The sequence below is a fragment of the Paenibacillus piri genome (assembly GCF_004354045.1).
In the GTDB taxonomy this organism is placed as follows: Bacteria; Bacillota; Bacilli; order Paenibacillales; family NBRC-103111; genus Paenibacillus_S; species Paenibacillus_S piri.
On record NZ_SMRT01000004.1, the window covers coordinates 361,406 to 375,528 of the forward strand.

The 14,123-nt window shown below is 54.0% G+C and carries 14 protein-coding genes; all 14 read right to left on the minus strand.

The window, feature by feature from the left end:
• Positions 1–18: 18 nt before the first annotated feature.
• Positions 19–591, minus strand: a complete 573-nt coding sequence (gene lepB / locus E1757_RS12185) for a signal peptidase I (protein ID WP_133228166.1) — start codon at positions 589–591, stop codon at positions 19–21.
• A 161-nt stretch (positions 592–752) separates the two neighbouring features.
• On the minus strand, positions 753–1,094 hold the full coding sequence (gene rplS / locus E1757_RS12190; protein ID WP_133228168.1) for a 50S ribosomal protein L19: 342 nt from the start codon (positions 1,092–1,094) through the stop codon (positions 753–755).
• A 904-nt stretch (positions 1,095–1,998) separates the two neighbouring features.
• Positions 1,999–2,754 (minus strand): tRNA (guanosine(37)-N1)-methyltransferase TrmD, encoded by a 756-nt coding sequence (gene trmD, locus E1757_RS12195; protein WP_133228170.1) that lies wholly within the window; start codon positions 2,752–2,754, stop codon positions 1,999–2,001.
• A complete protein-coding gene (gene rimM, locus E1757_RS12200; protein ID WP_133228172.1) occupies positions 2,754–3,275 on the minus strand; it encodes a ribosome maturation factor RimM in 522 nt (173 codons plus the stop codon). The genes trmD and rimM overlap by 1 nt, the downstream gene beginning before the upstream one ends.
• A gap of 172 nt (positions 3,276–3,447) precedes the next feature.
• On the minus strand, positions 3,448–3,678 hold the full coding sequence (locus E1757_RS12205) for a KH domain-containing protein (RefSeq protein WP_133228174.1): 231 nt from the start codon (positions 3,676–3,678) through the stop codon (positions 3,448–3,450).
• A 21-nt stretch (positions 3,679–3,699) separates the two neighbouring features.
• Entirely contained in the window at positions 3,700–3,972 is a 273-nt protein-coding gene (gene rpsP, locus E1757_RS12210) for a 30S ribosomal protein S16 (protein ID WP_133228176.1), read from the minus strand.
• Between the two features lie 55 nt (positions 3,973–4,027).
• A complete protein-coding gene (ffh, locus tag E1757_RS12215) occupies positions 4,028–5,401 on the minus strand; it encodes a signal recognition particle protein (RefSeq protein ID WP_133228178.1) in 1,374 nt (457 codons plus the stop codon).
• 81 nt (positions 5,402–5,482) lie between these two features.
• On the minus strand, positions 5,483–5,833 hold the full coding sequence (locus E1757_RS12220) for a putative DNA-binding protein (RefSeq protein WP_133228181.1): 351 nt from the start codon (positions 5,831–5,833) through the stop codon (positions 5,483–5,485).
• A 109-nt stretch (positions 5,834–5,942) separates the two neighbouring features.
• Positions 5,943–6,950: a signal recognition particle-docking protein FtsY gene (gene ftsY, locus E1757_RS12225; protein WP_133228183.1), complete on the minus strand. Its 1,008-nt coding sequence runs from the start codon at positions 6,948–6,950 to the stop codon at positions 5,943–5,945.
• An 81-nt stretch (positions 6,951–7,031) separates the two neighbouring features.
• Entirely contained in the window at positions 7,032–10,604 is a 3,573-nt protein-coding gene (gene smc / locus E1757_RS12230) for a chromosome segregation protein SMC (protein WP_133228185.1), read from the minus strand.
• A gap of 277 nt (positions 10,605–10,881) precedes the next feature.
• Entirely contained in the window at positions 10,882–11,580 is a 699-nt protein-coding gene (gene rnc, locus E1757_RS12235) for a ribonuclease III (protein ID WP_133228187.1), read from the minus strand.
• Between the two features lie 69 nt (positions 11,581–11,649).
• Positions 11,650–12,888 carry a beta-ketoacyl-ACP synthase II gene (gene fabF, locus E1757_RS12240; protein ID WP_133228189.1) on the minus strand — a complete coding sequence of 413 codons (1,239 nt, stop codon included), beginning with the start codon at positions 12,886–12,888 and terminating at the stop codon, positions 11,650–11,652.
• A 132-nt stretch (positions 12,889–13,020) separates the two neighbouring features.
• The gene (locus E1757_RS12245; protein ID WP_133228191.1) at positions 13,021–13,254 is read right to left on the minus strand and encodes an acyl carrier protein; all 234 of its coding nucleotides are present in this window, start codon (positions 13,252–13,254) and stop codon (positions 13,021–13,023) included.
• 121 nt (positions 13,255–13,375) lie between these two features.
• On the minus strand, positions 13,376–14,116 hold the full coding sequence (gene fabG / locus E1757_RS12250; RefSeq protein WP_133228193.1) for a 3-oxoacyl-[acyl-carrier-protein] reductase: 741 nt from the start codon (positions 14,114–14,116) through the stop codon (positions 13,376–13,378).
• Positions 14,117–14,123: the final 7 nt, after the last annotated feature.

Here is a 14,123-nt window from a genome sequence, read left to right on the forward strand (position 1 = left end):
ATCTGTCAAAACTTTGTCTTACATATGTATAAAGCTGATTTTATTAAACGGCCAAAAAATCAAATCGGCCCTGCCCACAATTTTATCATATTCGATAAACCCGATATCCCGGCTGTCCGCGCTGTTCGAGCGGTTGTCCCCCATGACGAATACCGTTCCGTCGGCAACCGTTTTTTCCGGATAATTTCTTGTATTATAAGGTACCCCTTTTTTGGCGGCATCCTCCAGCGCTTGCTTCAGGTAAGGCTCGTCCAGCACTTTGCCGTTCACATACACTTTATCGCCGTCCACCTTCACGGTTTCGCCCGGCATCGCAATGACGCGCTTTATGTAATCTTTTTCCTTGGTGGCGTGAAACACGACCACTTCCCCGCGTTCCGGCTTATGCAGCGCATAAATGATCTTATTGACTATCAGACGTTCGCCGGTATGAAAATTCGGCTCCATGGACGGCCCTTCCACAATAAACGGGGCAAAAATCAACCAGCGAATAAAAAATACAAGAGCCGCGGCAATCAGCAGCGCTTTGACCCATTCCCATGCTTCATTTTTGAGCGGATTCGATTTCTCCATGGTTTGTTCCTGCTCCATATCAGACCTGCCCTTTCATCGGGATTAGTTGCCCAGGATAAACGGCTTCGCCGTCCTTACGGGACGGACGCGTTCGTCACGGTTGGCACAGCAAAGTATTTTTTTCAACCGAAAAAAAAACGAAAGGGAGCTTGCTAAACAAGCCCCCGTTTGTTTTCGTCTTAGCGAATCTCTTGAATTCTAGCTGCTTTACCGCGAAGACCGCGCAAGTAATATAGCTTCGCACGACGAACTTTACCACGGCGAGCCACCTCGAGCTTGTCAATCTTCGGGGAATTTACCGGAAACGTTCTTTCTACGCCTACACCGTAAGAAATTTTTCTAACGGTAAAGGTTTCGCTGATTCCGCCTCCGCGGCGTTTGATCACAACACCCTCGAATAGCTGGATCCGTTCACGGGAACCCTCGATAACTTTCACGTGAACCTTCACCGTATCGCCCGGACGAAACTTAGGCAGATCTTGGCGAAGCTGTTCCTTTGTAATTTCTTGAATTAAACTCATGTATGACTTCCTCCTTCCACTCAGGTGTTCATTCCGCCCTATGCTGTCAATTCTGCTGATGTTTATGCGTAGAGGACCACCGTAATCGGGCAAAAATGCCACAACGTTGTATATAATACCATAAAGGAGGGGCAAATACAACATCATTTCCCCCCTCCCAAACACCTCGGGGCTTCCCCACCCAAACCCTCAGGACTTCCCCTCCCAAACCCTCCCCGCCGGGAGGGCTCCAAAGGGCTGTGCCCTCTGGACTCCCCAGGTTCTCCCTTGATTCGGTTGAGCAGGGAACGCTTTCGTCCCTATGGGACACGCTTGGACTTTCCCCACCCAAACCCTCCCCGCCGGGAGGGCTCCAAAGGGCTGTGCCCTCTGGACTCCCATGGTTCTCCCATGATCTGGTTGAGCGGGGAACGCTTTCGTCCCTGCGGGACACGCTTTACGGTTGATCTCCCTGCTGGTGGAGCGCTTTCGTCCCGTTGGGACACGCTTCACTTTACATCTCCTGTACGTTGGAGCGCTTTCGTCCCGTTGGGACACGCTTGGATTTTCCCCTCCCAAACCCTCCCCAACGGGAGGGCTCCAAAGGGCTGTGCCCTCTGGACTCCCCTGTTCTCCCTTGGCCAGGTTGAGCGGGGACCGCTTTCGTCCCTGCGGGACACGCTTTACGGTTGATCTCCCTGCTGGTGGAGCGCTTTCGTCCCGTTGGGACACGCTTTACGTTAGATGGGAGCCCGTGCTTTTCGATTAAGGAGGTGGGCTATAAACAAGCTTATGGTACAGAAATAGTAAGGCTTGCAACTGCGGTTTAAGACGGCTGGGGCCATGTATTTGATTTTGTTTCGTACCTTCGATCTCAGATACTTTTACATATAGGGTAGTCACAAATGGGTCAAACCATACACTGTTATTCGGTCGTATCGGATAAAAGCTCGATTTGTTCCTCCAGCCATCGCTTTTCCTTATCGGACAGGGACACATGCTCCAGCAACTCGGGGCGTTTTCGCCACGTGCGCCAAATGGCTTGACGTCTGCGCCACTGTTCAATATTGGCGTGGTGGCCGGATAATAAAATTTCGGGCACTTCCCAACCGCGGAATTCCACGGGTCTCGTATAATGCGGGTACTCCAGCAGTCCCGTGCTGAATGAATCGGTCACGGCCGACGTTTCGTTGCCGAGCACTCCCGGCAGCAAGCGTACGACGCTATCGATCACGACCATCGCAGGCAGCTCGCCGCCGGTCAGCACATAATCGCCGATCGACAGCTCATCCGTTACCAAATGCTCGCGTATACGCTCGTCGTAGCCCTCGTAATGGCCGCAAATAAAGATAAGATGGTCTTCCTGCGACAGCTCCTCCGCCTTGCGCTGCGAAAACGGCTCGCCCTGCGGGCACATCAATATAATGCGCGGCTTGCGGCTCGCGGATAAAGCGCCGGTCAACTCCTCTACCGCCAGAAAAATCGGCTCCGCCTGCAGTACCATGCCGCCTCCGCCGCCGTAAGGGTAATCGTCAACCGTGTTGTGCTTATTACGGGCAAAGTCGCGGAAATTGACGGTATTCAGCTCGACGAGTCCTTTATCTCGTGCTTTTCCCAAAATACTGGCCGAAAATACGCCGTCAAACATCGCCGGAAACAACGTCAGGACATCCACCCGCATCAGTCGATTAAACCTTCCATAATATGTACCTTAACTCTTTTCTCCGCGACATCGACCTCCAGCACAACTTCGTCGATATAAGGAAGGAGGACGGGCCTTCCTTTTTCACGCTCGACAACCCACACATCGTTTGCGCCGGGAGATAAAATTTCGCTGATCGTACCGAGCTCTTCCCCTTCGTCCGTTATAACGGTACAGCCGATAATTTCATGATGATAAAATTCGTCCTCCGGCAGCTCGAATACGTATTTCTCTTCGACCTTCAACAGCCACCCTTTATATTTTTCCACATCATTGATATTATCGAAGCCTTTAAATTTAATGATAAACAGCTTTTTGTGCTCGCGCGCCGATTCGACAACGACAGGTAAGGTCGCATGCTTCTGAGGATCATAAAAAACGAGCGCACTTCCTTTTGCGAACCGTTCATCGGGAAAATCCGTTTCCGGAAAAATTTTCAACTCGCCGCGAATGCCTTGGGTATTGACAATTTTACCAACTGTAAACAGTTTATCGCTCATAAAAGCACCTCCGGCCATTTGAAAATAGTGAAACGCAGTACAGACAAGGACAAACGGCTCCGCCGTCCTCATGAATGGCGTGTTTGTCAAGGTTGTGCGAAGCCAGGTATATACCGTTATACTTTGAACTGAAGAAAAGAGCTAGGATTTCTCCTAACTCCCATCTTCTTCGTTATGAAACAATTTCAACCGAAACCCGTTTGCTTTCTTTCACTGCAGCCGAGGTGACGACGGTACGAAGCGCTTTGGCAATCCGTCCCTGCTTGCCGATCACTTTCCCGATATCTTCGGGATGAACCGACAGCTTATACGTAATGTCACGCTCGTTCTCGTCTACCAAAACATTCACTTCATCGGGATGATCAACCAACGCCTTAGCGATAACGGTTATAAGATCTTTCATAATGCCCTCCGAATCGGCAGATTACTTTTGCAGCTTGGACTCGTGAAACTTTTTCATGATGCCTGCTTGACTGAACAGATTACGTACGGTATCCGAAGCTTGAGCGCCGGTTTGAAGCCATTTCAGCGCCTTTTCCTCATCAATATTTACAGCGGCTGGTTGAGCAACCGGGTTGTAAGTACCAATCTCTTCGATAAAGCGACCGTCACGCGGGGAACGGGAATCCGAAACCACCACACGGTAAAAAGGAGCTTTGTGAGCACCGATACGCTTAAGACGAATGCGTGTTGCCATTGAAAATCACCTCCCACATAGAATAAACTGCTCTATTATTCGTTCCAGTCCGGGATCAGCCGAACGGGAACTTCATGCCTTTGCCCAGCTTGCCTTTCAAGCCTTTCATTCCTTTAGGCCCTTTCGGACCCATCATGCTGGAAAACTGCTTCATCATTTTGCGCATGTCGTCAAACTGCTTGATAAAACGGTTAACGTCCTGAATGGAGTTGCCGCTTCCCGCAGCAAGCCGCTTTCGCCGGCTCGGGCTCAGCATATCCGGATTTTGCCGTTCTTCTTTGGTCATCGATTTGACGATTGCAGCAACCCGCGCCATCTGCTTGTCGTCCACCTTAATATCTTTCATGCCCTTCATTTTTCCTGCTCCGGGCAGCATATCGAGTATTTGATCAAGCGGTCCGAGCTTCTTCACCTGCTCCATCTGGTCGAGGAAGTCGTCGAACGTAAATTCCGCGGTGCGCATTTTGCGCTCCATTTCTTTCGCCTTATCCGCATCGATGCCGGCCTGCGCTTTCTCGATCAGGGTCAGCATATCGCCCATGCCGAGAATCCGTGAAGCCATCCGGTCCGGATGGAACGGCTCGAGCGCATCCATCTTCTCGCCGACTCCGGCGAACTTGATCGGAAGACCGGTTACGGCTTTGACCGAGATCGCGGCACCGCCGCGCGTATCGCTGTCGAGCTTCGTCATAACCACGCCCGTCAGCTCCAGCAGCTTATGGAAGCTTTCCGCCACGTTCACGGCTTCCTGACCGGTCATCGCATCGACGACGAGCAAAATTTCGTCAGGCTTGATCGCCTCGACGATCTGCTTCAGCTCATCCATCAAGGCCTCGTCAATATGCAAGCGGCCTGCCGTATCGACGATCAAATAATCGTTGCCATTATCCTTGGCATGCTGCAGCGCGTTTTTGGCGATTTCCACCGGGCTGATCTGATCGCCCATCGAGAACACCGGCGCTTTGATCTGTTCGCCCAGCACCTGCAGCTGCTTGATCGCAGCCGGCCGGTAAATATCTCCGGCAGCAAGCAGCGGACGATGGTTTTGCTGAAGCAGCATTTTGGCCAGCTTGCCGGAAGCCGTCGTTTTACCCGCGCCCTGCAAGCCGACCATCATAATGACGGTAGGCGGGCGGTTCGAGCGCGCCAGCTTGCTCTGCGTTCCGCCCATCAGCTCGGTTAATTCTTTATTTACGATATCGACGACAACCATCGCAGGGGTGAAGCTTTGCAGCACTTCCTGCCCGATGGCGCGTTCTTTCACCTTGGCAATGAATTCTTTGACAACTTTAAAATTGACATCCGCTTCCAGAAGGGCGAGTCGAACCTCGCGAAGCGCTTCGTTCACATCGTCTTCCGTCAGCTTCCCTTTGCCTCTCAGCTTGCTGAATACATTTTGCAACCGGCCCGCTAATCCTTCGAATGCCATCCGAATTCACCCCTCGAGCGTTACTTTGAACCTTAATCTATAAGCATCGGCCATCAGTCTGCGAGATCAATCCATTCAAGCTCAATCTAAGCTGATCAACCGTTCCATCAACGGCTGCAATTGCAGCCGGCTTTCCGGATTCAGCTCGGAGAGCATCGACCGAAGCTGCTCGACCAGCTGCTGTCTTTGCTCATGCTTCGCCAACAGCTGCAGCTTGGCTTCATAGTCTTCCAACGCGGCTTCCGCCCGTTTTATATGCTCGTACACCGCTTGCCGGCTGATCTGAAATTCAGCCGCGATTTCGCCAAGCGAGTAATCGTCATAAAAATAGCATTTCAAAAACGTTTGCTGCTTCTCGGTCAAAAGCTTCTCGTAAAAATCAACCAGCATGTTCATGCGGTTCGTTTTGGCAAGCATATTGTCTTCCGTCACAGTGCCCCGCCTCCGTTAAGGTAAAACACTTTACAGCAACAGTACCTATCATACTCAAAACAGGGAACGATGTCAAGCGTCAAAGGTTGACAGTTGTATCGCACCCATGTTACGCCTTTTCGGTCTCGGTATCCTGCTCGCTTTCCGCCGCGATCCATTTGCTGAACAGCGCGTTGACGAACTGATCCGAGTCGAACGGCTGCAGGTCGTCCATTTTCTCCCCAAGCCCGACGAATTTTACGGGCAGCTTCAGCTCCTGGCGAATGGCGATGACGATGCCGCCCTTGGCCGTGCTGTCCAGCTTCGTCAGGACAAGTCCGGTCAATCCCGATTTTTCGTCGAACAATTTGGCCTGACTTAGCGCATTTTGACCGGTCGTGGCGTCAAGCACGAGCAGCACCTCATGCGGCGCATCCGGCACCTCGCGGCTGATGACGCGGTATATCTTGTTCAGCTCCTCCATCAGGTTCACTTTATTTTGGAGGCGGCCTGCCGTATCGCACAGCAGCACATCCACGCCGCGGCTTTTGGCCGCATGCAGCGCATCGTACATGACGGCTGCCGGATCCGAGCCCGCCTGCTGCTTGATGACATCGACTCCCGCGCGCTGCCCCCATACCTCAAGCTGCTCGATCGCTCCGGCGCGGAACGTATCTCCGGCGGCCAGCATGACCTTCTTTCCCTGCGATTTCAGATGGTGCGCCAGCTTGCCGATCGTCGTCGTTTTGCCTACGCCGTTCACGCCGACGACCAGAATGACCGTTAATCCCGACGGTGCCATGCACAGGCCGGGATTCTCCTCGCCCTTCAAGAGCGAGATCAGCATTTCCGATAGAATCGGCTGCAGGTCGCTCGGCTCCTCGATTTTCCGCTTGCGCACTTCGGCGCGCAGATCGTCGATCAGCTTCAGCACCGTATTGACGCCTACGTCGGCCCCGATCAATATTTCTTCCAGCTCCTCGTAAAAATCTTCGTCGATTTTTTTACGGCGGCTGAACAGATCCTCGACCCGCTCGACAAACACATCCCGCGTCTTCGTCAAGCCTTCTTTAAATTTATTGGTCACAGCCTCGGCTTTAGTCGAGATGCTTTCCTTCAATCGTTTAAAAAAACTCATCCGAGTCAAACTCCCTTGCTTCTGAATGTACGATGCATATTTTCCAAATTAGCGGGCCGGCCGATAACATGATGTTCCGCGTCAGCTCGCAATGATTGCCTCGTCCTCTTCCAGCCGGACGGACACAAGCTTCGATACGCCGCCCTCCTCCATCGTGACCCCGTACAGCACATCCGCTTCTTCCATCGTTCCTTTACGGTGCGTGACGACGATGAATTGGGTTTGCTGCGAAAACTCGCGCAAATATTCGGCAAACCGGGCGACGTTCGCTTCATCCAGCGCCGCCTCGACCTCATCGAGCACGCAGAACGGCACGGGCTTCACGCGAATGATCGAGAACAGCAAGGCGATGGCGGTCAGCGCCCGTTCGCCGCCGGACAGCAGCTGCAGATTTTGCAGCTTTTTGCCGGGCGGCTGCGCCACAATCTCAATTCCCGTATCGAGAAGGTTGTCCGGCTCGGATAAAATCAAGTCGGCGCGTCCGCCGCCGAACAGCTTGGCGAACACGACCACGAAGTGCGAGCGGATGGCATCGAACGTCACGCGGAACCGTTTCGCCATTTCCTCGTCCATTTCGCGGATCACCTGATACAGCGTCGTTTTGGCTTCGACCAGGTCGTCCTTTTGTTCGCTTAAAAACTGGAAGCGTTCGTTGACCCGTTGGAACTCGTCGATCGCGCCGAGGTTCACGTCGCCCAAAATAGCGATCTCGCGCTTCAGCTCGCGTACCCGGTTTTGCGTGCCCAGCACGTCTTCGGGTACCGGATAGCGTTCCTTCGCCAGCTCAAAGCTCAGCTCGTAATCGTCGGCCAGCTTTTTCAGGAAGTTTTCCAGCTCCACATCAAGTCGGGTGACTCGCACCTCGGTTTGATGCAGCTGCTCCTCAACCTGCTTGAGCTGCGCCCGCTCCTCGCGGGTTTTGTTTTCTTCCTGCTCCAGCTTCGCCAGCCATCCGGCACGCTCCGCCCGCTTCAGCTCCAGACCGTCGGAGCATTGCTGCTTCATCAGCTTCAGTCCGTTCAGCTGTTCGATCTGCAGAACGGATTCCTCCTGATGTCTCGCAATATCCTGCTCCAGCTGCTGAACCATGCTGCGGTTCAGATCAAGCTCGGTCTGCATAGCAGACAGCTCCGCATTGAAGCGGCGTTCCTGCTCCTGCAGCGACTGCTTCTCCTGCGTCTGCGAGGCGACCTTGATCTTCAGATCGGTCAGCTGCGACTGCAGCTCTTCCTTCTGCAGTTCGCCCGCCTTGCGCGCCAGCTCCGCCTCGCGGATTGCCCGCTGCATGACCGCTTCTTCCTCCTGCAGCCGCTCCAGCGACTGCAAAGCGGCTTCGCGGCGCGCAGCCAGCTCGCGGCGTTCCGTTTCGAGCGTGTCTCCGTCCTGGCTGTACAGTGCGAGCTGCTCCGCGACCTGCTTCGCTTCCTGCTCCAGCGGCTCCAGACCGGCGCGGATTTGCTGCTCCTCGATCCGCAGCGTTTCGCCGGCGGCGCGCAGCTCCTCCAGCTTGCCGGATTCGGCGCCAATCTCCTTGCGGAGCTGCTCCGATTTTCCCCGCAGCTGATGCAGCTGCTTGTCGGAATCGGCGATCTCCTTGTCCATCTCCTCTATTTGCCGCTGGCGGCTCAGCAGACTCGTCGTTTTCTTCTGCTGGCTGCCGCCTGTCATGGAACCGCCGGGGTTGACCACATCGCCTTCAAGCGTGACGATGCGGTAGCGGTACTGCACTCTCGCCGCAATCCGGTTCGCCACCTCAAGCTGGCTGGCAATGATGACATTGCCCAGCAGGCTGCCGATAATATTGCGGTATGTATCTTCGTAGTGAACCAGCTCGGCGCCAATGCCCACAAAGCCTTCCATCCCTTCGATCGAACGCTTCTCGGTCTCCGGAATCGAACGGCTGCGTATGACATCGAGCGGCAAAAACGTCGCCCGGCCCAGCTGCCGCCGCTTCAAAAAAGCGATCGCTTCACGGCCGTTGGACTCGCTGTCGACGACGATATGCTGCAGCGCCCCGCCGAGCGCGGTTTCCATCGCCACCTCGACATGCGCCGGCACCTTCACCAGCTCGGCGACGGCGCCCTTGATGCCCCGCAGCTCGTGACGGTCCTTCGCTTTCAGCACTTCCTTGACACCGTGCATAAAGCCGTCGTAATCGTTGGCCATTTCGCGCATCGTATCGCGGCGCGATACAAGCGCATCGAGCTTCTGCTCCCACTTGCGCAAAGCGGACTGCGCTTCTTCAGACAGCTGCTGCTTCGATTTGAGTCCATTCGTAATTTCCATATATTGATTGCGCACCTCGGCAATCCGCTGAACGACCGCCTCGAGTCGCTCCTCGAAGCCGCGCTTGCGCTCGGCAATTCGCTCCTGCTGCTCGTTCCATTTGCGGTGTTCGTCGCTGAGCCGGTCGAGCCGCTTGCCCAAGCCCTCCGTCTGCTGCTCCGCATAGCGCAGCTCGTTGCGCGCATTGGCCATCTGGTTCAGCGTCTCCAGCATTTCGCCCTTCAGCCGATCCTCTTCGCTGCTGCTGATGCCGCCGGCTACGCCCAACAGCCTGTCCTCCTCGGCTTTGAGCTTCGCCTGAAAAACAATCAATTGTTCCGAGATCGCCGCAATTTTATTGCGAAACGAAGCCAGATCCGCTTCCCGCTCGCCCATGCGCTGCTCCTGCTGCGTCACCGCCTGGGTCAGCTGCGTCTGATTGGAAACGTAATTTTTTTTCCGCTCCTTCAGCACCTCGCCCTGGCCCTCGCATTTCTCGAATTCCTCGCTCAGCTGCAGCAAATGCTCCTGCAGCTTCTCGATTTCTTCCTCCAGCCTGCGCGTTTCCCAGCGGTGCTTCTCCAAATGGGCGTCATGCTGGCCGACAACTGCGGACAGCGCGAGCTGCTCTTTTCTCAGCTTTTCCAAGCTGGCGTTCGTTTCCGTCCAGGAAGCGTAAATTTGCTCGATCTGATACACATACATCGCGATTTCGCTGCTTTTCAGCTGTTCCTTCAGCTCTTTAAAACGAATCGCTTTTTCCGACTGCATACGAAGCGGCTCGATTTGGTCTTCCAGCTCGGTCACCAAATCGTGGATCCGCAGCAAATTTTGCTCGGTTTCCTGCAGCTTCTTTTCAGTTTCCCGCTTGCGCGATTTATATTTGACAATCCCCGAAGCTTCTTCGAAAATACCCCGGCGATCCTCCGATTTCGTACTTAAAATTTCTTCGATACGGCCCTGCCCGATGATGGAATACGCTTCCTTCCCAATCCCGGTGTCCATAAAAAGCTCGGTAATATCTCTCAGCCTGCACGGCTGCTTGTTGATCAAATATTCGCTGTCGCCGCTGCGGTGTACGCGGCGCGTTACCGTGACCTCGTTGTATTCGAGCGACAGCGATTGATCGCTGTTGTCCAGCGTGAGCGACACTTCTCCGTAATTGACCGCCTTCCGCGCATCGCTGCCGGCAAAAATAATATCCTCCATCTTGCCGCCGCGCAGGCTTCGCGCACTTTGTTCCCCTAATACCCAACGAATCCCGTCGGAAATATTGCTTTTCCCGCTGCCGTTCGGACCGACCACCGCAGTGATGCCCTGGACGAACTCCAGCTCCGTTTTATCGGCAAAAGATTTGAATCCGGCCAGCTCGATACGTTTTAAAAACAAAGGTCTCACCTCCCCGCTATTGTACCACACATTTTCCAAACGTAGAACCTTGTCTGTCAGCGCCCCGCCCCGGTTCGCAGCCGTTCGGACACGATCTGCCGCCCGTAACCGGAGCATACGTTCAACACCGTCCCTTCAGAGGTCCGGCGAGTGCATTCCGCTATACGGGAATACGGTAACGACCGCTGTCGTTCCTCATTTCATTATACAAAAATGCACCGGCGTCAGCTCATTGCTCGTAAGCTGTCCCGATGCACCTTCGTTGCCTATGCATTCCTTACTGTATTTCAACCTTGAGAGCTTCCAGCGCCTGGGCGGCCGCCTGCTGCTCCGCCTCTTTCTTGGAGCGGCCCGAGCCTTGTCCCAGCAGCGTCTCGTTGACCTGCACCTGGGCGACAAACTCGCGCTCATGCGCCGGTCCCCGCTCATCGACAATTTTATATTCCAACATTCCCATATTATGCTGCTGCGTATATTCCTGCAGGTGCGTTTTAAAATCGACCGTCAGCAGCTTTCCTTGGTGCGGCAAATTCGGAATCAAATGCTTGCGCAGGAAAGCTTTCACCACATCAAGCCCCTGATCCAAATACAAAGCACCGATGAACGCCTCGAATACGTCGGCAAGCAGCGCGGGACGCGTTCTGCCGCCCGTCAGCTCCTCGCCCTTGCCCAGCAGCACATAAGAGCCGAAAGACAGCTCCTCGGCAAAGTTAACCAAAGACGGTTCGCATACAATGGACGCCCTCAGTTTCGTAAGCTCGCCTTCCGAACGTTCGGGATACGTATCGAACAAATATTCGGAAACGGTCAGCTCCAGAACCGCATCGCCCAAGTACTCCAAGCGTTCGTTGTCCTTAAAATTGCTGACACGGTGCTCATTGACGTAAGAAGAGTGCGTAAACGCTTGTCTCAGCAGCTCGGGCTTGCGAAAAGTTATATTTAACGCGGCTTGGAGCTGCTTCAGGTTTCGATGCATACCTTCACCACCTACTCGAACATTCGGTTACCGTCCCCGGTTCTATCGTTTCCACCACGATGTGATCGATTATTGTTCGTATTTTTTTAAGATGATCGTCGCATTATGCCCGCCAAAACCGAACGAGTTCGACATGACCACGTTCAAATCGGCTTGACGCGCCTGGTTCGGCACATAGTCGAGATCGCATTCCGGATCCTGATTTTCCAGGTTGATGGTCGGCGGAATATATCCGTGTTTCAACGCCAATGCGCAGATCAGCGCCTCCACGCCGCCGGCTGCTCCGAGCAAATGACCGGTCATCGATTTGGTCGAGCTGACGGCGACCTTGAACGCATGATCTCCGAGCGCCTGTTTAATCGCGATTGTCTCGGAACGGTCGCCCACAGGCGTCGATGTACCGTGCGCATTGATGTAGTCGATCGTATCCGGCGAAATTCCGGCGTCTTTAATCGCTTTCGCCATGCAGCGGGCTGCGCCGTCCGGATCGGGATCGGTCATATGGTAGGCGTCGCCGCTCATGCCATAGCCGATCACTTCGCCGTAGATGCGGGCGCCGCGCTTCCGGGCATGCTCCAGCGACTCCAGAATGAGAATGCCCGAGCCTTCGCCCATGACGAATCCGTCGCGGTCCGTATCGAACGGACGGCTGGCGCGAGCCGGTTCCTCATTGCGGGTGGACATCGCCCGCAGCGCGCAAAATCCCGCTACGCCGGTCGGACTAATCGTAGCTTCGGCGCCGCCGCAAATCATGACATCCGCATCGCCGCGTTCGATCATTTTGTAAGAATCGCCGATCGAATGCGTACCGGTCGCACAAGCGGTAACCGCCGTGCTGTTCGGCCCCTTCGCCCCGGTAATCATCGAGATTTGGCCTGATCCCATATTGGCGATCATCATCGGGATAAAGAACGGACTGACCCGCTTCGGACCTTTTTCCAGCAAAATTTTATGCTGCTCCTCCCAGGTGGACAAGCCGCCGATTCCGGAACCGACGCTCACGCCGACCCGCTCCGGATCGGTATCTTCCTTCACGTCCAAGTTCGCATCCTTTAGCGCCAACAAGGAGGCGGCAGTGGCAAACTGCACAAAGCGGTCCATCCGGCGCGCTTCCTTGCGGTCGATAAACTGCTCGGGATTAAAATCTTTAATTTCGGCGGCAATGCGTGTCGGGTATTCGCTAACGTCGAACAGTTCAATCATGCCAACGCCGGATTTTCCTGCCATCATATTGCCCCAAAATGTTTCGAGATCATGACCCAAGGAGGTCATGACGCCCAATCCGGTAATGACAACTCTTTGCTTCACTTTACCCACCTCTATCTAAAATAACAATGTTATGTATTTATATTTATAAACATTCATCGCATTCAGGTGCTGCAGTGCCTGATTCTGAATGGAGATAAGTCCCGTCTAATAGAAAAACGGGACTTATACCAACTAAGTATGAGATTTTATGTACTCAACTACTTGACCTACTGTAGTTATTGTCTCTGCATCTTCATCAGAGATTTCCATATCAAACTCATCTTCGAGCTCCATGACCAATTCTACTACATCTAGAGAATCAGCGCCTAAATCATCTTTAAAAGATGCTTCGAGGGTTACTTCAGCCTCATCTACACCAAGACGATCGATGACGATACGTTTTACACGATCCAAAACATCGGACATCCGGTTCACCTCCTCCTTTGGTATTATACTGGAGTTATGGACAAATTGCCATAGTCAGCATAAGCTCCACAGAAAAAAACAAATATTGCGAAAATTCGGTTGTATCCGCGTTTCAATCCGCTTACATGTACATGCCGCCATCCACATGAATGGTTTGACCGGTCATGTAGGAAGCGTCGTCCGAAGCCAGGAAACGAACCGCCTTGGCAATATCCTCGGGCTGGCCGAGCCGGGCAAGCGGAATTTGCTGCAGCAGTGCGGCGCGCGTTTCCTCCGGCAGACTGTCGGTCATATCCGTCTCGATAAAGCCCGGCGCGACCGCATTGACCGTAATGTTGCGGGAGCTCAGCTCCTTGGCAGCCGACTTGGTCATGCCGATGACGCCCGCTTTGGCCGCCACATAATTGATCTGCCCCGGATTGCCAAGCGCCCCTACCACCGATGAAATGTTGATGATCCGCCCGGAACGCTGCTTCATCATCGGGCGCGTAGCCGCTTTGACGCAGTTGAACACGCCTTTCAAATTCGTCGCGATGACCTGGTCGAACTCTTCTTCCTTCATCCGCATAATCAAATTGTCCCTCGTGATGCCTGCGTTATTCACCAGAATATCCAGCTTGCCGAATGATTCCAGCACGTTCTTGAACATTTCATCGACCTGCTGCGAGGAACTGACATCGGCTTTAACTTTAATCGCTTTGCGGCCCATCGCTTCGATCAGATCGACGACTTCCGCGGCCGCCGCCTCGCTCCCCGAATAATTGACGGCAACGTCGGCTCCCGCCTCCGCAAGCGACAGCGCAATGGCGCGGCCGATGCCCCGGGAAGCCCCGGTCACCAACGCCGCTTTTCCAGCCAACATACTGCTC